Source organism: Deferrisoma camini S3R1, from assembly GCF_000526155.1.
Classification (GTDB): domain Bacteria; phylum Desulfobacterota; class Deferrisomatia; order Deferrisomatales; family Deferrisomataceae; genus Deferrisoma; species Deferrisoma camini.
Genome location: NZ_JAFN01000001.1, coordinates 1894678 through 1916439, shown reverse-complemented (window position 1 = coordinate 1916439; position 21762 = coordinate 1894678). Strand labels below are relative to the sequence as shown.

At 70.1% G+C, this 21762-nt stretch carries 17 protein-coding genes; 9 read left to right on the top strand and 8 right to left on the bottom strand.

The window, feature by feature from the left end; translation table 11 throughout:
- The first annotated feature begins 7 nt into the window (after nucleotides 1–7).
- Together DEFCA_RS0108440 and DEFCA_RS0108435 are read left to right on the top strand one after the other, a co-directional pair.
- The gene (locus DEFCA_RS0108440; RefSeq protein ID WP_025322591.1) at nucleotides 8–2515 is read left to right on the top strand and encodes a TIGR03960 family B12-binding radical SAM protein; all 2508 of its coding nucleotides are present in this window, start codon (nucleotides 8–10) and stop codon (nucleotides 2513–2515) included.
- Nucleotides 2516–2807: 292 nt separating this feature from the next.
- Nucleotides 2808–4313 carry an Rne/Rng family ribonuclease gene (locus tag DEFCA_RS0108435; protein WP_025322590.1) on the top strand — a complete coding sequence of 502 codons (1506 nt, stop codon included), beginning with the start codon at nucleotides 2808–2810 and terminating at the stop codon, nucleotides 4311–4313.
- A 168-nt stretch (nucleotides 4314–4481) separates the two neighbouring features.
- On the opposite strand, the gene DEFCA_RS0108430 is transcribed toward DEFCA_RS0108435, so the two are convergent.
- From DEFCA_RS0108430 to gatC, 6 genes are all read right to left on the bottom strand, one after another.
- On the bottom strand, nucleotides 4482–5189 hold the full coding sequence (locus tag DEFCA_RS0108430; protein WP_025322589.1) for a tetratricopeptide repeat protein: 708 nt from the start codon (nucleotides 5187–5189) through the stop codon (nucleotides 4482–4484).
- Nucleotides 5190–5293: 104 nt separating this feature from the next.
- A complete protein-coding gene (locus DEFCA_RS0108425) occupies nucleotides 5294–5965 on the bottom strand; it encodes an outer membrane protein assembly factor BamD (RefSeq protein WP_025322588.1) in 672 nt (223 codons plus the stop codon).
- Nucleotides 5966–6014: 49 nt separating this feature from the next.
- A complete protein-coding gene (gene mtnA, locus DEFCA_RS0108420; RefSeq protein ID WP_025322587.1) occupies nucleotides 6015–7049 on the bottom strand; it encodes an S-methyl-5-thioribose-1-phosphate isomerase in 1035 nt (344 codons plus the stop codon).
- Nucleotides 7046–8494: an Asp-tRNA(Asn)/Glu-tRNA(Gln) amidotransferase subunit GatB gene (gatB, locus tag DEFCA_RS0108415; RefSeq protein ID WP_025322586.1), complete on the bottom strand. Its 1449-nt coding sequence runs from the start codon at nucleotides 8492–8494 to the stop codon at nucleotides 7046–7048. The genes mtnA and gatB overlap by 4 nt, the downstream gene beginning before the upstream one ends.
- 60 nt (nucleotides 8495–8554) lie before the next feature.
- Nucleotides 8555–10009, bottom strand: coding sequence for an Asp-tRNA(Asn)/Glu-tRNA(Gln) amidotransferase subunit GatA (gene gatA / locus DEFCA_RS0108410; RefSeq protein WP_025322585.1), 1455 nt, complete (start codon nucleotides 10007–10009; stop codon nucleotides 8555–8557).
- 11 nt (nucleotides 10010–10020) lie between these two features.
- Nucleotides 10021–10311 (bottom strand): Asp-tRNA(Asn)/Glu-tRNA(Gln) amidotransferase subunit GatC, encoded by a 291-nt coding sequence (gene gatC / locus DEFCA_RS0108405; RefSeq protein ID WP_025322584.1) that lies wholly within the window; start codon nucleotides 10309–10311, stop codon nucleotides 10021–10023.
- Nucleotides 10312–10864: 553 nt separating this feature from the next.
- Between gatC and DEFCA_RS0108400 the strand changes: the two genes are divergently transcribed.
- The 5 genes from DEFCA_RS0108400 (at nucleotide 10865) to gptM (ending at nucleotide 18343) form a co-directional block, all read left to right on the top strand.
- Nucleotides 10865–11791 carry an ABC transporter substrate-binding protein gene (locus DEFCA_RS0108400; protein WP_025322583.1) on the top strand — a complete coding sequence of 309 codons (927 nt, stop codon included), beginning with the start codon at nucleotides 10865–10867 and terminating at the stop codon, nucleotides 11789–11791.
- A 29-nt stretch (nucleotides 11792–11820) separates the two neighbouring features.
- A complete protein-coding gene (locus tag DEFCA_RS20555; RefSeq protein WP_025322582.1) occupies nucleotides 11821–13458 on the top strand; it encodes a sensor histidine kinase in 1638 nt (545 codons plus the stop codon).
- Nucleotides 13430–13972, top strand: coding sequence for a response regulator (locus DEFCA_RS0108390; protein ID WP_025322581.1), 543 nt, complete (start codon nucleotides 13430–13432; stop codon nucleotides 13970–13972). Before DEFCA_RS20555 ends, DEFCA_RS0108390 begins: the two co-directional genes overlap by 29 nt.
- A 761-nt stretch (nucleotides 13973–14733) precedes the next feature.
- Nucleotides 14734–16713, top strand: a complete 1980-nt coding sequence (locus DEFCA_RS0108385; protein WP_025322580.1) for a TonB-dependent receptor plug domain-containing protein — start codon at nucleotides 14734–14736, stop codon at nucleotides 16711–16713.
- Nucleotides 16714–16978: 265 nt separating this feature from the next.
- On the top strand, nucleotides 16979–18343 hold the full coding sequence (gptM, locus tag DEFCA_RS0108380) for a geopeptide radical SAM maturase (RefSeq protein WP_025322579.1): 1365 nt from the start codon (nucleotides 16979–16981) through the stop codon (nucleotides 18341–18343).
- Here the strand turns inward: gptM and sfsA are convergent.
- A complete protein-coding gene (gene sfsA / locus DEFCA_RS0108375) occupies nucleotides 18288–19001 on the bottom strand; it encodes a DNA/RNA nuclease SfsA (RefSeq protein WP_025322578.1) in 714 nt (237 codons plus the stop codon). The two genes, gptM and sfsA, sit on opposite strands and share 56 nt — an antisense overlap.
- A gap of 66 nt (nucleotides 19002–19067) precedes the next feature.
- Here sfsA and DEFCA_RS0108370 point away from each other — a divergent pair, with 66 nt between their 5' ends.
- Nucleotides 19068–19271, top strand: a complete 204-nt coding sequence (locus tag DEFCA_RS0108370) for a hypothetical protein (protein ID WP_025322577.1) — start codon at nucleotides 19068–19070, stop codon at nucleotides 19269–19271.
- A gap of 317 nt (nucleotides 19272–19588) precedes the next feature.
- On the opposite strand, the gene DEFCA_RS24090 is transcribed toward DEFCA_RS0108370, so the two are convergent.
- Nucleotides 19589–20401: a TonB family protein gene (locus DEFCA_RS24090; RefSeq protein WP_025322576.1), complete on the bottom strand. Its 813-nt coding sequence runs from the start codon at nucleotides 20399–20401 to the stop codon at nucleotides 19589–19591.
- 174 nt (nucleotides 20402–20575) lie between these two features.
- Between DEFCA_RS24090 and DEFCA_RS0108360 the strand changes: the two genes are divergently transcribed.
- Nucleotides 20576–21760 (top strand): pyridoxal phosphate-dependent aminotransferase, encoded by a 1185-nt coding sequence (locus tag DEFCA_RS0108360; protein ID WP_051463213.1) that lies wholly within the window; start codon nucleotides 20576–20578, stop codon nucleotides 21758–21760.
- The last annotated feature ends 2 nt before the right edge of the window (nucleotides 21761–21762 follow it).

The following is a 21762-nucleotide window of genomic DNA, read 5'->3' as shown; positions in this document are numbered from 1 at the left end:
GGACGGCATGAGGTACGGACGCGCACTGCTCGAAGTGGAGAAGCCCGGCCGGTACGAGGGGCTCGAGGTCGGCGCCGTGGTCAAGGACTGGGGCGGGGCCGGGGTGCGGGTGGCCCTGTGCTTCCCCGACGTGTACGAGATCGGCATGAGCCACCTGGGGCTCCAGATCCTGTACCACACCCTGAACCGGGAGGAGGGGGTCCTGGCCGAGCGGGCCTTCGCCCCCTGGCACGACATGGAGGCCCTGCTGCGGCGCCGGGGCTGGCCCCTGGTCACCCGGGAGTCGGGCCGGCCGCTGGTGGAGTTCGACCTGGTGGGGTTCACCCTGCCCTACGAGCTGTCGATCACCAACGTGCTATTGATGCTCGACCTGGGCGGGGTGCCGCTCCGGGCCGCCGACCGGGGCCCCGGCCATCCCCTGGTGATCGCGGGGGGGCCGGTGTGCGCCAACCCCGAGCCGTTCGCCGATTTCTTCGACGCGTTTTTCGTGGGCGACGGCGAGGAGGCCGTGGTGGAGCTGGCCCGGGCCCTGGAGGGGGCGGGGCCGGATCGGGAGGCGAGGCTCCAGGCCCTGTCGCGGGTCGAGGGGGTGTACGTGCCGGCCCGAACTCGGCCGCGGTTCGAGGCCGGCCGGTTCGCCGGGTTCGACCCCGCGATGCGGGTGAGGCGGCGGGTGCTGCCGGACCTCGCGGCCTGGCCTCCGCCGACCCGGCCGGTGGTGCCGTTTATCTCCACGATCCACGACCGGCTCGCCGTGGAGGTCTGCCGAGGGTGCACCCGGGGGTGCCGGTTCTGCCAGGCCGGGTTCTACTACCGGCCCGTGAGGGAGCGGCCGGCCGACCAGGTGGCCCGGGCCGTGGCCGGGGGCGTCGAGCAGAGCGGGTACGACGAGGTGGGGCTGTTGTCCCTGTCCACCGGGGACTACTCGTCGATCGGGCCGCTCCTGGTGCGGCTCATGCGCGAGCACGGCGGGCGGCAGACCGCGGTGAGCCTGCCGAGCCTGCGGGTCGACAGCCTGGACGACCGGGTGCTCGAGGAGATCCGCCGGGTGCGCAAGACGGGGTTCACCCTGGCCCCCGAGGCCGGGTCCGAGCGGCTGCGACGGGTCATCAACAAGAACATCACCGAGGCCGAGATCTTCGGGGCGGTCCACAAGGTGTTCGCGGCGGGCTGGAAGGGGCTGAAGCTCTACTTCATGGTGGGGTTGCCCACCGAGACCGCCGAGGACCGCCAGGCCATCGTGGAGCTGGTGCGCCGGATCGCCAAGGCCGCGCCCAAGGGCAGGGGCAGGGTGGGCGTGAGCATCTCGAACTTCGTGCCCAAGCCCCACACGCCCTTCCAGTGGGCCCGGCAGATCGGGGTGGCCGAGATCGAGGAGATCCAGGCGTTCTTCAAGAAGAACCTGCGGCGGGGGGCGGTGGACCTGCGTTGGCACGACGCCCGGATGAGCGTGCTCGAGGGGGTGATTGCCCGGGGCGACCGGCGCCTGGGCCGGGTGATCGAGGCGGCCTACCGCAACGGATGCCGCATGGACGCCTGGACCGGCGAGTTCCGGTGGCAGACCTGGGAGACCGCGTTCCGGGAGGCCGGGCTGCGGGTCGAGGAGTTCCTGGCCGAGCGGGATCCTGCCGCGCCCCAGCCTTGGGACGTGGTGGACCTGGGCGCGGACCCCGCGTTCCTGCGGACCGAGTGGGAGCGCGCCCTGCGGGCCGAGCCCACCCCGGACTGCCGGGGCGGCCGGTGCCAGGGGTGCGGCCTGTGCGACTTCGACCGGGTGAAGCCCCGGGTGGCTGACCCGGTTCCCTACCCGCCGCCGGCCGAGCCTGCGCCGCCGAAGCCCGAGGATCTGTCGCAGGTCCCCCGGATCCGGTTCCGGTTCTCCAAGCAGGGCCCGGCCTCGTTCCTGGCCCATCTGGAGACGGTGACCGCTCTGCACCGGGCGTTGCGGGCGGCCGGGGTGGACGTGGTGTACTCCCGCGGGCACCATCCCCAGCCCCGGATCGTGCTGGGGCCGGCGCTTCCGCTGGGCACCGAGAGCCGGGCCGAGCTGGCGGACCTGAAGGTGTGGACCGTGCCGCTCCTGCCCGAGACCCAGGCCCGCATGAACGCCAGCCTGCCCGAAGGGCTCAGGGTGGAGGCCCTGTGGGTGATCGGCCCGGACACCAAGGGGCTGACCGGGGGGGGCACGGTGGAGGAGTACGAGGTGGTGCCCACGGCCGAGGCGGCCGCGGCCGTGGGGGAGCGCTCCGGCTGGCGGGAGCGGATCGGGGCGTTCTGGGCCGTGGCCGAGTTCCCGGTGGTCAAGCACCGCAAGAACAAGGCCGATCGGGTGCTGGACGCCCGGCGGTACGTGGAGGGCCTTTGGGAGGAGGAGGGGCGGCTGCACGTGCGGATTCGCCGGGCCGAAAACGGCACCGCGGTCACGCCCGAGGATCTGGTGCACCGCCTGGCAGGCCTGGCCGAGGGCGTGCGGGCCTGCGACCGGATCGTCAAGGTGCGGATGCGGCTGAGTTGACCGGCGGCCGCTCCGTTCTGTTGCCGGGGCATGGGGCCTGCTTCCGGCAAGGCCAGAGACCAGAAACCAGAGACTAGAAACTAGAGAAATTCCGGCTAGATCGGCCCGTTAGACGGGCGGGCGCTCCAGCAGACCCCATGCCCCCGAGCTTTGGCGCGATTCGAGAGCCGCCCCGCCGCCTAGCTGCCTAGCCGCCTAGCGGGCCGAAGGCCCCCGACCGACGGCCAACGACTGACGACCAACGACCGAAGTTACCGGAGCAGACATGTCCGAGGTGGAAGCGGCGCCCAGCCTGTCGAAAGAGATCATCATCAACGCCACGCCCCAGGACACCCGGGTGGCCCTGCTGGAGAACAAGGTCCTGGCCGAGCTCTACATCGAGCACGTCAAGGACCGAAGGGTGGTGGGCAACATCTACAAGGGCCGCGTGGTGCGGGTGTTGCCGGGCATGCAGGCCGCGTTCGTGGACATCGGCCTCGAGAAGGCGGCGTTCCTGTACGTGTCGGACGTGTACTCCGACATCCAGGAGTACGCGGAGATGTTCGGCCTGGACGAGGACGGAGACGTCCCCCTGCGTCCCCCCAAGCCCGCGGCCCCCATCGAGGATCTGCTCCACGAGGGCCAGGAGGTGTTGGTTCAGGTGGCCAAGGAGCCCCTGGGGCGCAAGGGCGCCCGGATCACCCAGTTCGTGAGCCTGCCGGGCCGCAACGTGGTGTACCTGCCCCACGTGAACCACATCGGGGTGTCTCGCCGGATCACCGACGAGGAGGAGCGGGCCGCCCTGCGGGAGATGGTGGCCGAGCTGCGCACGGGGCCCGGCGGGTTCATCGTGCGCACCGCGGCCGAGGGGTGCACCGCCGACGACCTGAAGCCCGAGATGGAGTTCCTGACCCGGCTGTGGGACGACGTGGTCCAGCGGGCGGCCCGGGTGTCGGCCCCCAACCTGCTCCACTGCGACCTGGACATCTCGTTCCGGGCCATCCGCGACCTGTACACCCCCGAGGTGCGCCGGATCGTGGTGGACTCGGCCGAGGAGTACAAAAAGATCCTGGAGTTCGTCGGCACCTACGTGCCCCAGGCGCGCCCGCTGGTGGAGCTCTACAACCGGCCCGAGCCGATCTTCAGCTTCTACGACATCGAGATCGAGATCTCCAAGGCCCTGGAGCGGCGGGTGTGGCTCAAGAGCGGGGGCTACATCGTGATCGAGCGCACCGAGGCCCTCACGGCCATCGACGTGAACACCGGCTCCTACGTGGGCAAGCGCAACCTGGAGGAGACCATCCTCAAGACGAACCTGGAGGCGGCCCGGGAGATCGCCTACCAGCTCCGGCTCCGGAACATCGGGGGCATCATCATCATCGATTTCATCGACATGGAAGTGGAGGAGAACCGCCGCAAGGTGTTCGAGACCCTGGAGTCGGAGCTGCGGAGGGACCGGGCCAAGACGAACCTGCTGCAGATCTCCAGCCTAGGCCTGGTGGAGATGACCCGCAAGAGGGTCCACGAGGATCTGGGCCGGATGCTGTGCGAGCCGTGCCCCTACTGCGAGGGCAAGGGGTACGTGCGGTCCCGGTCCACGGTGGCCTACGACGTGTTCCGCGAGATCCGGCGCCGTCGTCACGGGATCGCCTCGGACACGATCGTGGTGGAGGCCCACCCCGACGTGGTCCACTACCTCTACGACGAGGAGCGCTCAGGGCTCGAGGCCCTGGAGCAGACCCTGGGCAAGCAGATCGTGCTCAAGGCTCGGCCCCACCTGCACCAGGAGGAGTTCCGGATCGGGGAGGGGAAAGGTTAGAACGCGGGGAGGCGGCCGCCGTGCTCCGGGGCGGCCCGAACCGGAGACGCGACGAGAGATCCTTTCGCGAAGGGAAGGACGTTCTCGCAAGGGCGGAGTTCCCAAGCTGGAGCCGGAGGGGTTAGAGCTTTCTAGCTTTCCAGCTTCCTGGCCTCCCAGCCTCCCTGCTCACACCTGCTCGCGCTCGGCGAGCCGCAGGTACATCAAGGCCTTGGGGTTGTCGGGCGAGCGTTCCAGCACCCCGTTCCACTCCTCCACGGCCAGATCCACCTGGCCCCGGCTGTAGTAGGTGATGCCCAGCTGGATGCCGGCCTCGGTGTAATGGGGGTGCTCCTCCTTGACCCGCCGGAACTCGGCCACGGCGTCGTCGTAGCGCCCCATGTCCCGGAACAGCACGCCCACCCGGGTGCGCAGGTCCGGGAAGGTGGGGCCCAGGGACAGGGCCTTGCGGTACTCCGCCTCGGCCTCGGCCAGCATGCCCAGGCTGTGGTAGATCTCGCCGATGTCGGCGTGCACGTTGGCCAGGCGCCCCTTGATGTACGGGTCCACCGTGCCCTGGTCCACCCGGGAGGCCCTCCGGGCCTTCTCGAAGGCCCGCTCCGCCTCGTCGTACCGGCCCAGGTCGTTCAAAGCCACGGCCATGTTCAGGAGCGCCTCGGTGTAGTGGGGGTTGACGTCCAGGGCCTCCTGGAACAGCCCCACCGCCCCCTCCCGGTCGCCCTTCTGGAACGCGATGGCCCCCAGCATGTTGAAGATGTCGGCGAACCGGCAGTCCATGTCGAGAAGTTTGCGCAGGTAGCGTTCGGCCTCTTCGTACCGGCCGTCGTTGAACGCCTCGCGCCCAAGGTGGGTGAGCTCCACGATCGCCGAGTCCACGGGAACGTCTCCTTTCCGGTTTTGCGGCCGTACCTTCCCCAAATGAAAAGTGACCAACAAAAAACGAAAAGGTCCGTTCCTATCGGAAAACGGACCTTTACGAGCTACTCATCCTCCCCCACCTTCTCCCTCTCGGCCTTCGGTTGGATCTCCAACGCCAGGGCCAGGGCCTGGTCGCGCAGGGGTGAGTCCGGGTACGAGCGCACCAGCTCCTGGAGCCGTCCCAGGGCCGCGGAGTATCGCTTCTTCCGCAGGTAGTACCGGGCCACGTACATCTCGTGCTCGGCCAGGCGCTGGCGCAGCTCCTTTACCTTTTCCTGGGCCTCGGCCGCGTATTGGCTCTTGGGGCGGGCGTACAGCAGCTTCTGGAACGCCTCCAGGGCCCGGTGGGTGGGCTCTTGGTCCCGGTCGGGGGGCTGGCTCAGGTTGTAGTAGCACAAGCCCCGCCGAAAGATCACGTAGTCCAGCTTCGGGTAGGTGGGGTGGAGTTCCTCGAACCCCCGGTACGCGGCGGCCGCCTCCTCGAACTTCTCCTGGCGGAACAGCATGTCCGCCTCGAGCAGCTCCGCCTCGGTGGCGAACTTAGAGAACGGGTGGTCGTCGCGGATGCGGTCGATCAGCTTCTGGGCCTCTTCGTACCGGTACTTCTCCACGGCCCTCTGGGCCATGGCGTAGAGCTCGGCAGGGGAGAGGTCCTCCAGCCGCTGGGTGCCCCAGCACCCCGCGAGGGCGATGCCGAGAACGAGGCAGAGGAGGGTACGGGCGGATCGGATCACGTGGGCCTCCCGGAATGGAAAGAACCGTAGCGGGAAACGCCCCCTGGCGTCAACGCCGCAGGGCGTCCAGCGACTCGGTGTAAGGTGGTCGGGCCACGCCCCGTTCCGTGACGATGGCCGTCACCAAGCGGGCCGGGGTCACGTCGAAGGCCGGGTTCCACACCTCCACCCCCTCGGGCGCGACCCGCGTGCCCCCGCAGTGGGTCACCTCGGCCGGGTCCCGCTCCTCGATGGGGATCTCGTCGCCCGACGAGAGCTCGAAGTCCACGGTGGAGAGGGGGGCGGCCACGTAGAACGGCACCCCGTGCTCCCGGGCCAGCACGGCCAGGGTGTAGGTGCCGATCTTGTTGGCCACGTCGCCGGAGCGGGTGATCCGATCGGCGCCCACCACCACCGCGTCCACGCCGCCGCGTTTCATCCGGTACCCGGCCATGCCGTCGGTGATGAGGGTCACCGGGATGCCGTCCTTCCGGAGTTCCCAGGCGGTCAGCCGGGCTCCCTGGAGGAACGGCCGGGTCTCGTCGGCCAGCACCCGGACGCGCTTGCCCGCCTCGGCCGCGGCCCGGATCACGCCCAGGGCGGTGCCGTAGCCGGCGGTGGCCAGGGCGCCGGCGTTGCAGTGGGTCAGCACGGTGGCCGGGTCGGTGAGCAGCTCCGCCCCGAGCCGTCCCATGGCCCGGCAGGCCTCGAGGTCCTCGGCCTCGATGGCCCGGGCCTCGACCTCCAGGGCCTCGGCCGCCCGGGCCGGGTCCGGGGCCCCCTGGGCCGCCCGCCGCATCCGGTCGAGGGCCCAGAACAGGTTCACGGCGGTGGGCCGGGTGCGGGCGAACCGCTCGAACACGCTCTCCATGGCCGAGCGGAACTCCGCCGCCGTCGCCCCGGCCCATCTCCGGGCCGCCAGCGCCACCCCGTAGGCCGCGGTCACCCCGATGGCCGGCGCCCCCCGCACCACCATCTGCTCGATGGCCACGGCCACGGCCTCGGGGTCGGTGTAGTCGTGGTAGGTCTCCTCGGTGGGAAGCCGGCGCTGGTCCAGCAGCCGCACCGCCTCGCCGGTCCACTCCACGGCCCGGAACCCGCTCACGACCCGGCCTCCAGCTTCTCGCGCACCAGCCGGTTCACCGCCTGGGGGTTGGCCTTGCCCTTGGTGGCCCGCATCACCTGACCCACGAAGAACCCGAGAAGCTTGGTCTTCCCGGCCCGGTACGCCTCCACCTCCTTGGGGTTCCGGGCCAGCACCTCGTCCACCAGGGCCTCGATGGCCGAGGTGTCCGTGATCTGCCTGAGCCCCTTCTCCTCCACCACCACGCCGGGGGGCTTGCCCGTGGCCCACATCTCGTCGAACACGGTCTTGGCGATGTTGGTGGAGATCTCGCCCTTCTTCACCAGGTCGAGCATGCCGGCCAGGTGCTCGGGGGTCACCGGCGCCTCGATGATCGGCGGGGCGCCCTCCTTGTTCAACTCCCGGAGCACGTAGCCCATGATCCAGTTCGCCACGGCCTTGGGGTCGTGGTGGAGCCGGACCGTGGCCTCGAAGTAGTCGGCCAGGTCGCGGCTCTGGCACAGCAGGTCGGCGTCCTGGGCGGGCAGCCCGTACTCGCTCTGGAACCGGCGGCGCTTGTCGTCCGGGAGCTCGGGCAGGTCGGCCTGGACCCGCTCGATCCAGTCCGGGTCAATCACCACCGGCGGCAGGTCCGGGTCCGGGAAGTACCGGTAGTCGTGGGCCTCCTCCTTGGAGCGCATGGACAGGGTGATGCCCTTCTGGCTGTCGAACAGCCGGGTCTCCTGGACCACCTCGCCCCCCGTCTCCAGCAGGTCGATCTGCCGCTCCGCCTCGTAGGCAAGGGCCTGCTCCAGGAACTTGAACGAGTTGAGGTTCTTGATCTCGGTGCGGGTGCCGAGCCGGGTCTCCCCCTTGGGCCGCACGGACACGTTGGCGTCCACCCGCAGGCTGCCCTCGTTCATGTTGCCGTCGCACACCCCCAGGTACACCAGGATCTCCCGGAGCCTGCGCACGTACTCCGACGCCTCTTTGGGGCTTCGGATGTCCGGCTCGCTCACGATCTCGATGAGCGGCACGCAGGCCCGGTTCAGGTCCACCAGGCTATAGTCGGCGCCCGGGGTCTCGGGGTGGAGGAGCTTGCCCGCGTCCTCCTCCATGTGGATCCGGGTGATGCCGACCCTCTTGGTCCCGCCGTCGGCGCCCGTGACCTCGAGCCAGCCGTGCTCGAGGATCGGCAGCTCGTACTGGCTGATCTGGTAGCCCTTGGGGAGGTCGGGGTAGAAGTAGTTCTTCCGGGCGAACCGGCTGAACGGGGCCACCCGGCAGTGGGTGGCCAGGGCCACCTTGAGGGTGTACTCCACCACCTTCCGGTTCAGCACGGGGAGCGCGCCCGGCAGCCCCATGCACACCGGGCACACCTGGGAGTTGGGCTCGGCCCCGAACCGGGCGGAGCACCCGCAGAAGATCTTGGTCTCGGTCAGAAGCTGCGCGTGGACCTCAAGGCCCACAACCATTTCCCACGCCATCGTCGGCTCCTGGGTGCCGTGAGTTTTAGAGTCATACTTCCTGCGCGGTTCGCGCCCTCCCTACCCGAGGGCCGGCTTCGGCCGCTCGATCCCGGCGGCCCGCTCGTAGGCATGGGCCGCCCGCAGCAGGGTCTCCTCCTCGAACGGGCCGGCCAGCAGCTGGAACCCCACCGGCAGGCCCTGGGCCGTGAACCCGCACGGCACGCTGATCCCGGGCAGCCCGGCCAGGTTCGCCGGGATCGTGAAGATGTCGTTCAGATACATCTGCAGGGGGTCGTCCACCTTCTCGCCCAGCCGGAACGCCGGCGTGGGCGTGGTCGGGCAGGCGATCACGTCCACCTGCTGGAACGCGCTGCGGAAGTCCTCGGCCACCCGGGCCCGGACCTTCTGGGCCTTCAGGTAGTACGCGTCGTAGTACCCCGCCGACAGGGCGTAGGTGCCCAGCATGATCCGGCGCTTCACCTCCGGCCCGAACCCGGCGGCCCGGGTCTTGCGGTAGGTGTCGATCAGGTCCTCGCCGGCCACCCGCAGGCCGTACTTCACCCCGTCGTACCGGGCCAGGTTCGAGCTCGCCTCGGCCGGGGCGATGAGGTAGTAGGTGGCCACGGCGTACGCCGTGTGGGGCAGGCTCACCTCCCGCACCTCGGCGCCCAGGTCCTCCAGCACCCCGACGGCCCGGCGCACCGCCGCCTCCACCTCGGGATCGAGCCCCTCGATGAAGTACTCCCGGGGAACCCCGACCCTGAGGCCCTTCACCTCCGGCTGCAGGTCCCGCAGGGCCGGCACCGGCCGGTCGATGCTGGTGGAGTCCAGGGGGTCGTGGCCGGCGATCGCCTCCAGCACCCACCCCGCGTCGGCCACGTCCGCGGTCAGGGGGCCGATCTGGTCCAGGCTCGAGGCGAACGCCACCAGCCCGTACCGGCTCACCCGGCCGTAGGTGGGCTTGAGCCCCACCACGCCGCACAGGGCCGCGGGCTGGCGGATCGATCCGCCGGTGTCCGACCCCAGGGCGGCCGCGGTGAGGCCGGCGGCCACGGCCGCGGCGCTCCCCCCGCTCGATCCCCCCGGCACCCGCTCGGGGTCCCAGGGGTTGCGCACGGGGCCGAAGGCCGAGGTCTCGTTGGACGAGCCCATGGCGAACTCGTCCATGTTCAGCTTGCCCAGGAACACGGCCCCGGCCTGCCGCAGCCGGGCCACGGCCGTGCCGTCGTAGGGGGGCACGAAGCCCTCCAGGATCCGGGAGCCGCAGGTGGTGCGCACCCCCTCGGTGACCAGCAGGTCCTTGAGCCCCACCGGGATCCCCGTGAGGGGCCCGGCCCGGCCGCTACGGATCCGCTGGTCCGCGGCCCGGGCCATCTCCAGGGCGAGCTCGGCCGTGACCGTGATGTAGGCGTTGATCCGCGGGTTCCACTCCTCGATCCGGTCCAGGTAGGCCCGGGTGAGCTCCTCGCTGGTGATCTCGCCCCGGTCGAGGAGGTCCCGCAGTTCGCGTATGGTCCGTCCCACCAGTTCCATGGTCGCCTCCCTCACCCCTCGATCACCTTGGGCACCCGGAAGCACCCGGCCTCCGCCTCGGGGGCGTTGGCCAGAACGGCCTCCTGCCCCAGGGGCGGCCGGGCCCGGTCCTCCCGGAAGGCGTTCACGGCCTCATGGACGTGCGCCATGGGCTCGGTGCCCGTGAGATCGAGCTCGTCCAGCTTGGCCACATAGTCGAGGATGGCGGAGAGCTGCTCGGCGAACCCGTCGATCTCCTCGTCCGCGAACTCGAGCCGCGCCAACCGGGCCACGTGCAGGACGTCTTCGCGTGTGATGCCCATGGAACCGCTCCTTGGGGTCGCTTGCGATTACGATATGGAAAGCTTCGCCAGGCCCCTGCGGGGCCCTACAACGTAGGACACCCTCCCGCGGGGGCGGGGGCCTGCGTTTCAGGAGTCGGGACTAGGTGGACAGAAGATAGGCTCTCCCGTCCCCTGTCCTCTGAGTCCTGGTCCCCGATACGGCCCCGCCCGGCGCTCCAACAGGCCCCGCGCCCCTCGACTCTGATGTCGAGGCGAGCTTTCGACCGACGACCAACGGCCGAAGTCACATGGAAGCCCGCAAAGCTAGCACGAGGGTTTCGGGCGGGGCAAGGCGGAGCCGAGGGCGGGGAAGGATGCGTGGGGAGAAGATCGGGGATGCAGCCGAGGACCGTGCGTGTTACACTACGCAACATCTGATGGATTTTTTTCCTCAGGTTGAAGGAGATCTATCCGGTGGGGGGCGAAGCCAGTGAGAGGGTGCGGCTGCCGATGTCGGGGCGGTGGGGGAGGGGGGGCGGTTCCATCCCTTTCCGGAGGAGCCCGGTTCGTCGCGTGTAGGGGGAGGTGCCAGGTGCGCCGGTGGTGGCTTTTGTGTGTTTTGCTGGTCGTGGGGTTGGGGGGGGCCGCTCGGGCCGCCGAGGTCGTCATCGTGCAGAGCGCGAGGATCCGCCCCTACGAGGAGGCTCGACAGGCCTTTCGGGAGGCGCTGTCCCACCGCCCCCCCCTTTCCGGAACCAAGACGCTCCATCCCCACCAGTTCACCGAGTTCGTGCTCGCGGATCAGGGGGGGCGTGAGGCTGCGGCTCGGTTCCTGGAATCCCGTCCCGTGGACCTCATCCTGGCGATCGGCGGGAAGGCCCTTTCTTTTGCCGACCGGTTCCGTGGGATTCCCCTGGTCTACACGATGGTGCCGGACCCGGAGCCCCGCTTGGTCTTCCACGATCGGGCCGCTGGGGTCCCATTCTCCGTGCCGCCCGCGCGTTGGGTTGAGGTCACCGAGAAATGCCTGCCCAAGGTGCGGCGGATCGGCGTCGTGTTCTCTCCGGGGGGAACCGGCGCGTTCGTGGGGAAGGCAAGCGCCCTGGCCCGGTTGCAGGGGATGCGGATCGTCGGCGTCGAGGCTCGCACCGCCCGCGAGGTCCGCGGGCGCCTGGAGGAGCTGCGCGGGCGCATCGACGTGCTCTGGATGCTTCCCGACCTGACGGTGCTCACCCCCCAGACGGCAGAGGCAATGCTGCGGTTCTCCATGGAAGAGCGGGTTCCGGTGGTCACGTTTGCCGAGAAGTATCTGCGTCGCGGAGCCATGATCGCTCTCGTGTCCGATTATCGGCGTATGGGGGAGGCGGCAGCGGTGCTGGCGGAGAACGCGCTCTCGACCGGGGGCTCGAGGGCGGAGCGGGGTGAGGTCGCCCAACGGACAAGGGTTCGGGTGAACGCCGAGGTGGCAAGAAAGCTCGGCACGTTCCTCGACACCGCCTGGCTGGGCGGTGGCGACTGATTCCCTTCTGGCACCCGGGGACGCCCTCCGTGTTGGCCGCGGCCAGGGGGTTGACCTTCCGCACGAGAGTCCTGGTCTATCTCCTCACGTTCATCCTCCTTCTCACCCTAGCCCTCGGCACGGTTCTGGTTCGATCCCAGCAGGCCTCGTTGCGCATGCAGTTCGAGGAGGAGGGTCGAACCCTCGCGCACCTGCTCGCCAATAGCGTGCGGCTGGATGTGTTTGCCTCTGATCACGAGGCCCTGGTGCGCAGCGCGGCTCCGGTTCTCCGGAACCGGAACGTGGAGCAGGTGGTGGTGCTGGACGCGACAGGCGAGGTGCTGATGCACACGGGGGGAGGCCCGGACGTGTCCCAGCGGGTTCCGTTCACGGGGATGGCCTCCGGAGGCCCCGGCGACCTGGCGCGGGTGATCTTGCAGGAGGACGGGGAGCGGATCGTCTTTTGGCGGGGGGTGCTCGATCGGCTGTCGTACGAGACCCCTGAGGAGCTGTACTTCGAGGGGCTTGGGGGGGCGGGGGGGGGGGCGTCCGTCTTGGGATATGTGGCCGTGGTCCTGTCCAAGGAGCGGCTCCGCCGCGAGACGGACGCTGTCGTACGCCGCATGGCCGCGGTAGGGGGAGGGTTCCTCCTCCTGGGAGGCCTTCTGGCCTTCCTGGTCTCCAGGGAGGCCGCGAGGCCCTTGGCCCGGTTGGTGGAGGCGTTCCGGGAGCAGGGGATCACGGTGGAGGCCCACGACGAGCTCGGGGCGCTCCGGGACACCTTCACCTCGCTGGTCGCGCGGCTGGAGCTCGCGTTCGCCACGATCCGGGAGCTCAAGGAGGGGCTGGAGCAGAAGGTGGCCGAGCGTACCCAAGAGCTCGCCCGGGCCAACGAGGAGCTGCGCCGGGCCCGGGACCTCTTGGAGGAGAGGGTCCGGGAGCGGACGGCCCAGCTGGAGGCGATGCACCGCCATCTCCGGCAGACCGAGAAGCTCAGCGCCGTCGGCAAGCTGGCTGCCTCCCTCGCCCACGAGATCAACAACCCCGTTTTCGGGATCAGAAACGTGCTCCAGGAGCTCCAACGGAAGCTGGATCTCGATCCAGAAGACGCCGAGCTGGTGGCCCTGTCGATCGGGGAGTGCAACCGGATCGCCAAGCTCGTGCGAAGCCTGCGGGAGTTCAACCGGCCGAGCACCGAGACACCCGAATGGGTGGACGTCCACCGCAGCATCGACACCATGCTGATCCTGTGCAAGAAGCGGTTCGCACGGCAGCGGATCCGGGTGGAGACCTCGTACTCGGCCGGGGTGAAGCGGATCTTCGCGGTGGAGGATCAGCTGAAGCAGGTGGTCTTGAACCTGCTGACGAACGCTGCCGAGGCGTTGCCCGAGGCGGGAGGGACCATCCGCGTATCCACCGCGTCGTCGAACGGGCTCGTGAGAATTCGCGTCGAGGATACGGGCTGCGGTATTCTCGAGGACCACCTGGAGCGGATCTTTGAGCCGTTCTTCACCACCAAATCCGCGGCGTCGGGCACCGGCCTGGGACTGTCGGTGTGCTACGGGATCGTGGAGCGCCACGGCGGGCGGATCCATGTGGAGAGCAGGGTGGGTGAGGGTGCGGCGTTCACGGTGGAGTTGCCTATCGGTGAGGGTAGGGATGAAAGGCCGGATTCTGCTGGTGGATGACGAGAGACTGCTGGTGGTGACGCTGGGGAGGGCGCTCTCGGCCTTCGGATTCGAGGTCGATACGGCCGTCACCGGGGAGGACGCCCTGGCATCCGTGGAGCGCCAGGAGTACGACGTGATCGTGACCGACCTGCGGATGGAGGGGGAGGACGGCTTTGCCGTGCTTCGCCAGGCCAGGTCCCGCGACCCCCAGGTCTGCGTGGTGGTGATCACGGGCTACTCCAACGAGGACGCGGGCCTGGAGGCCCTGCGTCAGGGCGCGGACGATTACCTGTTCAAACCGTTCCAGCCGGAGGAGCTGGTGCTCCGGGTCGCCCGCCAGGCGGAGAAGCGAGAGCTGCGCAGGAAAGTGCTGCGGTACGAGAGGCTGCTTGGTGTCTGCTCCCGGTGTGGGAGGTTCCGCTGGGTCCCGGGGCCGGAAGGAGGACGGTGGGCCGCGCTGTCCGAGCCCGCCGGCCCGGCTTCGGTGGAGCGCCTCTCCCCAACCCCGTGCCCCGGCTGCCAAGGCGTCTGATACCAAGTTGCGTTCAAAGCCATCAGACCCCTGAATCGGGGGGGCAAGGGGCCTGGTGGAGCGCCGGGCGTGGCTCCGACAGTCGCTGCCCCCGGCACTCAGCCGATACCCGCTCTGCCGGTGACCCGAAATGCATTGCCAACGTTCGCTTTCCTACCGTTCATGGGACACTCGGGCTGAGTGTCGGGGGCAGCGTGAGTCGGATGCTGCACTCTCGCACGGCCGGAACCAGGCCCCTTGCCCCGGCCCCCGGATGGATCTTGGTTTGAACGCAATTTGGTATGAGCCCTGCGTCGGAGCGTGGCGCTCGTCCCGCCAGGTTGCCTTTTCCTTGCCGGGTCTGCTAGCTTTCCGCCGCCTGTTGTTTGTCAACCCGGCGGACAAACAGGCGCTATCGGTCCCTTGCCCCGCCCTCCGGGGTGAGACTCCTGTTCTCTCGCCGGGTTGGTGCTAATATCAACGGAAGTATTGCCAGATCTCCGGCCTTCACAAGGGAACCAGCGGGTGGGGGGCTGGTGGAGAGCCGGGCGCGGCCCCTCACATCGCCGCGCCCTCACCAAGCCTGAATCGCCTTGGAAGTTCCGGATCTTCCGCCACCGGCGCCCCGGCCTACCGGGCTGACAACGGCATGCGAAGGCGCGGCGAAACGGGTGCCGCACTCGCGCCCGGCCGGAGCCAGCCCCCCACCCGCGTCCGGCAATACCTTCGTAGGCCTTAGTAACAGGCGTTCCTCTGGGTGGCGGGGGCAGGAGTCGGAACACGTGGGTACCCCTTCGATCCGTGCGCTCGTCCTCCTGGTGTTGGGGGTGGCCTGGGCCCACCCGGCCGGGGCCACCCCTGTTGCCGGTGTTCCCCTGGTGGCCAGCGGGGACCCGGAGGCGGCGTTCGTGCGGCTGTACTTCGACCCCGAGGACCTGGTGGTGTCGGCGACGCGCGCCCCCAAGCCGATCGACCAGGTGGCCGAGAACGTGACCGTGGTCACCGCGGACGAGATCCGCGACATGAACGCCCACACCCTGGGGGACGTGCTCAAGCGGGTTCCCGGCGTGTTCACTTTTACTTTTGGCAACCACTTCGGGGCGACCCCCCTGGCCCACATCCAGGGCTCGGGCGAGCCGAACCCGTTCCGTTACGGCCACGAGGACCGCCACGTGCTGGTGCTGCTGGACGGGGTGCCTTGGAGCTCCGAGACGGCCGGGCCGTTCCTGGACACGATCCCGGTGGGGCCCATCGAGCGGATCGAGATCCTCAAGGGCCCTGCGTCCTCCGCCTGGGGCTCGTCGCTGGGCGGGGTCATCAACGTGATCACCAAGGAGGCCGGCGGCCCGGGGCGGCCCCTGGGGGAGCTGGCCGCGAGCTACGGGGAGCGCCGCTCCTGGGACACCCGGGGGGAGGTGGCTGGAGCGGCCGGCCCGGTGGGCTACTATGCCCAGGCCCAGGCCCAGAACGCCAAGTGGGACCAGCCCGGCCCCGCCGGGTTCGAGGAGGCCAGTGCATTTGCCAAGGCCGAAGTGTTGCTGTCCGGGGCCGCGAGCGTGGACCTATCGGCGGGGATCGTGGACGTGGAGACCGATGCCGGCCGGCTGGCCAGCCAGTTCGCCCTGGCCCAGAGCGAGCCCCGGGCCGCCTTCGCCCGGGCGGGCCTGGACGCCCGGCCCTCGGAACGCCTGGGGCTGCGGCTCGAGGCGTACCGGTTCGGGCAGCGGCTCGAGCAGTTTGCCCAGGAGGACGGCACCTTTGCGCCCCGGGGCGAGTTGCTGATCAACAACCTCTACGACGAGGAGCACACCGGCGTGCAGGCCCGGGCCACCTGGGCCCAGGGCCGGCACGTGGTCGTGGCCGGGGTGGACTACCGGCACACGGACCTCCGGGCCCGCACCGACTCGGGCGATTTCTTCCAGAGCCTCGGCAACCCGGCCCGGTTCGAGGTGGAGCCGGCCATCGACCGCTGGGGCGTGTACCTCAACGACACGATCCGGGCCGGCCGGTTCACCCTGGTGCCGGGCGTCCGGTATGACGACAGCTCCCGCACCGACCCGTTCTGGAGCCCCAGCCTGGGGCTCACCGTGGGGTTGGGCCGGGGCACCCTGCTCCGGGCCGACGCGGCCCGGGGGTTCAGCGCGCCGCCGCTCACATACCTCGCCAGCGGGGGGATCGACTTCGACCCCAACCCGGACCTGGCCCCGGAGGAGATCTGGTCCTACCAGGTGGGGCTCGAGACCACGGCCCTGCCCGGCCTGTGGCTCAAGCTCACGGGGTTCCGCCACGAGGTAAGCGGGGCGATCCGCACGGCCGCCTCGCCTGGGCCCAACCCGAACACCTGGGAGAACCAAGGCACGATTTGGCGCACCGGGTACGAGCTGGAGGCGGAGACGGCCCGGCTGGGGGGGGTCACGCTCCGGGGCGGGTTTGCCTGGGTGCGCATCGAGGTCTCGGGCCGCGACCGGGACCAGGACCAGCACCAGGCCGTGGTGGGCGTGTACTACGATCCCGATCCCGGCCTCCACGCCGAGGCCGTGGGCCGGTACGTGTGGTGGGACTACGGCCCCGGCGCGAGCGAGGGGGACCATAACGACTTCCTGTGGGACCTGAACCTGCGCAAAACCCTGACGCTGACGAGGACGGTCACGGCCGACCTGTTCGCCACCGTGCACAACCTGTTCAACGGCGACGCCATGTACAGCACGGACCGGGGCCAGGAGCCGCGATGGCTCGAGGCCGGGATCCGGATGAGGTTCTGACCGCAGGGGGGAGCCGAGGGCTCAAGTCCGATCTCTTTTGGGTCGATAGAAAAGACCCAACCAACCACCCCAGCGCGGAGGGCGAGCCATGGGCGAACAAGAGATCCAGATCCTCGAGGAAGGCAAGGACGTTCGGGAAGTGGCGGCGTCCGGCGATTGCTGCAAGACTGGGCCGCAAAACCTGCGGACTTAGGAAGAGACGGCGGAACGGAGAGGCGGGAACCTTCGAGAGGTTCCCGCCTTCTTCTTCTTTTTGGGGGTGTCCATGCCGCTCTCTCGCTATCTCAAGGTGTTTCCGGACCCGGATCGGCCGGGTCGGGTTCTGGTGTTCTCGACCCGCCGCGGATCGATCGTCCGGCTGCCGAGTGCCGTGCTCCAGGGCCTGGAGGAAGGCGCCCCCAGCCTTTCGGAGGGCTCTCTGGCGGCCCTGCGACGGGTGGGGGTGTGGGTGGACGATCCGGAGGCGGAGCGCCGGCAGGTGTGGGGCTACCTGGGGGAGGTGAACCGGGTGAGCCCGGTGCTCGTGGCCGCCGTGATCGTGGGCATGGCCTGCAACTTCGCCTGCCCGTACTGCTACGAGGGAGCGGACAAGGGCCCGGGCGCCATGGACGAGGCGACGGCCGAGGCGCTCGTGGCGTACCTGCTCGACCGGCTCGGGTCCCGCCACGAGCGGCTGCTGGTGGACGTGTACGGCGGCGAGCCGCTCCTCCACCTGGCGACGATCCGATCGTTGGCCTCCCGCCTCCGGGAGGGATGCGCGAACCGGGGGGTGGACCTCGAGCTGAGGCTGGTGACCAACGGAAGCCGCCTCACCCCGGACGTGCTGGACGCGCTGCTTCCCCTGGGGCTCAAGGGGGCCCAGGTGACCCTGGACGGCCCCCCGGACGTCCACGACCGGAGTCGGCCCTACCGGGACGGACGGGGCAGCTTCCACGACATCGTGGAGAACCTCAGGCAGTGCGCCTCCGGGGTCCCGGTGGGGGTGGGGGCCAATCTCACCCGGCACACCTGGCGGCGGTTCCCGGAGCTGCTCGACCTGCTGATGGCTGCCGGCCTGGGGCCGGACCGGGTCGCCCAGGTGCGGTTCAGCCCGGTGCTCCCGGCCGACGGAGCCGACCCGGCCTGCGGGGCCTGCACCTCCACGGCCGAGCCGTGGGTGGCCGAGGCGGTGATCACCCTGGACCGGGCCGTCCGGAGCCGCGGGTACCGGGTGCCGAAGCTCTCGCCCTCGCCGTGCATGGCCGACCTGGACCACGCCATCACCGTGAACTGGGACGGCACCCTCACCCGCTGCCCCGCCCTGATCAACCGCCCCGAGTTCGTGGTGGGAACCCTGGAGGGAGGCATCTCGTCCGGTCCCGACCCGTTCCGGGTTCCCCGGTGGGAACGGCACGCTCCGTGCCGGGAGTGTGTCTACCTCCCCCTGTGCTTCGGAGGCTGCCGGTACCGGAAGCTCCTGCGGGACGGCACGATGGAAGGGGTGGACTGCCAGAGATCGTTCTGGGACCGGGTGCTGGAGCCCCTCGTGGTGGCCGAGGCGCGAGCCCAGGATCAGAAGGGCCCCGGATCGTCCCCTACCCCCGGACCTCCACCGGCAGCAGCCCGGTCATCTCCACCCCCCGCGGGGTGACCCGGGTCGCCAGGGCGTAGACCTCCACCCCGGCCGCCCGGGCCCGGGCGAGCCCTTGGGCATAGGCCGGATCGATGTCGGCCGCGGGCTCGAACCGGTCGCCGTCGGCCCGCTGCACCACGTACACCATGGCGGCCCGGTGGCCTTCGCGCACCCGGGCCGCGAGCTCCTCCAGGTGCCGGAGCCCCCGGGCCGTCACGGCGTCGGGGAAGCGGGCCGCTCCCCCTTCGACCAAGGTGACATTCTTCACCTCCACCCAGCACTCTCCGGAAGGGCCCCGCAACAGGAGGTCCACGCGGCTGCGCGCTCCCATCCGCTTCTCCCGGAGCACCTCCGTGAACCCACGGAGCCCGGGCACGGCGCCGCGGCGCACGGCCTCCTCCACCAGGCGGTTGGGAACGCCGGTGTCGATGCCGACCCAGAGGCCTTCCGCCTCGATGGCCTTCCATGTGTAGCGGAGCTTGCGCTTTGGGTTGCGGCTGTCCCACAGCAGGGCCCGGTGTCCGGGGAACAGGCACCCCTTCATGGAGCCGGTGTTCGGGCAGTGGGCCACGGTGGGGGTGCCGTCTTCGAGCACCATGTCCGCCAGGAACCGCTTTCGGCGGCCGTGGAACACGGCGAACACCCGGGGCTCGGGGAACGGGACGAACGGGTTCAAGGCGGCGACCTCCGGGTCCGATCAGAACACAACGAGGGACCCCTTTGCGCGTGGGAGGAGAACGGCATGCGAGGGCTCGGGTGGATCGTGATTCTACTGGGTCTCCTGGGCGCAGGGTACCTGGTGGCCCAGGACCTGGGGGTGCTCCAGGGGCGGCGCGAGGGTCGGGCCGTGCTGGAGCCTCTGGAGCGGGCCAAAGAGGCGGCTCGGGGGGTGCAGGACGCCGAGGACGCGCTCAAGAAGGCCCTGGAGAAGGTCCAGAAGGAGTAGCGGGCCTCGCGAACCGGGGGGCAAGGGGCCTAATGTTTTTTACTAAGACCTTCAAACGTATTGCCAGGGTACGGGGTGGGGGCCTGGTTCCGGCCGGGCGCGAGTGCGGCATCCGATCGCCGCGCCTTCTCATGCCGCCGCTTACCCGTCGATCCAGGCCACGATAGCGGAAACCTCGGGATCCGGAGGGGATCCGCACGTTCGGAGGGCGCGGCGAGCGAAGGGGCCGCACCCGGCGCTCCACCAGACCCCCACCCCGTACTCCCTAAGGGGAAGGGGGCACGGGCCTGGCAATACTTTAGTAGCACAACTTGGGATCACTCCAGCCGGTAGTCGAACTGGGCGAACAGGCGCAGCCGGCGGATGCTCCAGTGGGTGGGGAACGCCGGAAACACGGCCCGCCGCACGGCTGCCGCGGCCTCCTCGTCGAGCAGCGGGCTGCCGGAGCTCCGGCTCACCTTGACCTCCTCGGCCCGGCCGTCCGGGGTGAGGGTGAACCCGATCACCACGCTCCCGGGCCGGCCGGCCCCGAGGAGCGCCTCCTTCCACCTCCACGACACGTCGATGGCGTTCTGCACCCGTTCCAGGTAGCCTCGGTACCGGGTGTCGGTCTGGCCGAGCCACAGCGTGGCCTCCTGGGCCCCGCCCGCCGGGTCCGGGGCTCCGGAGCGGGCCTGGACGGCGATCTCCCGGGGCGACGGCAGCAGGTCGCTCAGCCGGGGCGCCGGCTTCGCCGACTCCGGCTCCGGCGGGGCGGCCGGCGGTTCGGCCCGGGCCGGAGCCTTTGCCGTCGTCTCCTGGACCAACGGCGGGGGCTCGGGCGCCGGTCGGGGAGCCGGTTGGGGCGACGGGGGTTGCCGGGCCGGCTGGGGCTTCGGCGCGGGCTTGGGGCGGGGCCGGGCGGCGGCCTTCGGCCGGGGCTTGGGCGGGCGGCGCGGTTTGGGCTTGGGTTTGTCGGGCGGCGCCGGGGCGGGCAGTTCGCGCATCTCCACGACCACGGCCTCGGGCTCCGACCGGTCGGGCTTGGGGGGGGACGGCACCCACCAGGCGGCCGCCAGATGCACGGCCACCGACAGGGCCAGCGCGATCAGGGGGGGCAGCAGGTCGGACCTCAGGTCGATGGGTTCCATGGGCTCGGTCAGGCCAGGCGGTCGGCCACCTCCGGATGGGGCTTTCGGTCCGATGGGACGTTGGGACGGAGGGTAGAGCAGGGGCCGGCCGGGGGCAAGGGACGCCTTGCCGGTTCGGGAAACCGGCTGTTATGATCGGGTCTTCGTTCCTTTCGCAGCGGAGAGCCGCGTACCATGACCGAAACCCCAACCGGCCCGTGTAGATCGCCGGTGTCCCGGCGGGCCCAGGCCCTGCCCAGCTTCATCGCCATGGACGTGCTGGAGACCGCCCAGTCCATGGAGCGGGGCGGGGCCCACGTGGTGCACCTGGAGGTGGGCGAGCCGGACTTCGACACCCCCGAGCCGGTGCGGCGGGCCGCGGCCGCGGCCCTGGAGGCGGGGGAGACCCATTACACCCACAGCCTGGGCCTGTACGAGCTGCGCGCCGAGATCTCGGTCCACTACCGGGCCCGGTACGGGGTGGACGTGGACCCGGACCGGGTCATCGTGACCTCCGGCTCGTCCCCGGCCCTGTTCCTGACCTTTGCCGCCCTCCTGGACCCCGGGGACCAGGTGGTCCTGACCGACCCGTGCTACGCCTGCTACCCCCCCATGGTGGAGTTCTGCGGCGGCGAGCCGGTGTTCGTGCGGGTGCACGAGGCAGAAGCGTTTCAGTTCGTGCCCGAGGATCTCACCGGCCCGGTGGGCCCCCGGACCAAGGCGGTGCTGGTCAACTCGCCGGCCAACCCCACCGGCACCCTGATCGACCGGGACCGCCTGGCCGAGGTGGTGCGGCGGGCCGAGGCCGCCGGGGCCTACGTGGTGTCGGACGAGATCTACCACGGCCTGGTGTACGAGGGCCGGGAGCACTCGGTACTGGAGTTCACGGACCGGGCGTTCGTGATCAACGGGTTCTCCAAGCTCTACGCCATGACCGGGTGGCGTCTGGGGTACGTGATCGCGCCCCCGGAGTTCGTCCGGCCCATGCAGAAGCTCCAGCAGAACTTCTTCATCTCGGCCAACGCCTTCGTCCAGCGGGCCGGCATCGCGGCCCTCACCCAGACCGACGGGCACGTGGCCGAGATGCGCGCCACCTACGACCGTCGCCGGCGGTACATGATCGAGCGGCTGGAGGGCATGGGGTTCCGGTTCCGGTGCCACCCCACGGGCGCGTTCTACGTGTTCGTGAACGTGCGGCACCTGACCGACGACGCTTACCGCCTGGCCTTCGAGATCCTCGAGAAGGCCCGGGTGGGATGCACGCCGGGGGTGGACTTCGGAAAGGGGGGGGAGGGGTATCTGCGGTTCACCTACGCCAACTCCATCGAGAACATCCGGGAGGGCATGGACCGGCTCGAGGCTTTCCTGCGGGCCCGGTGACC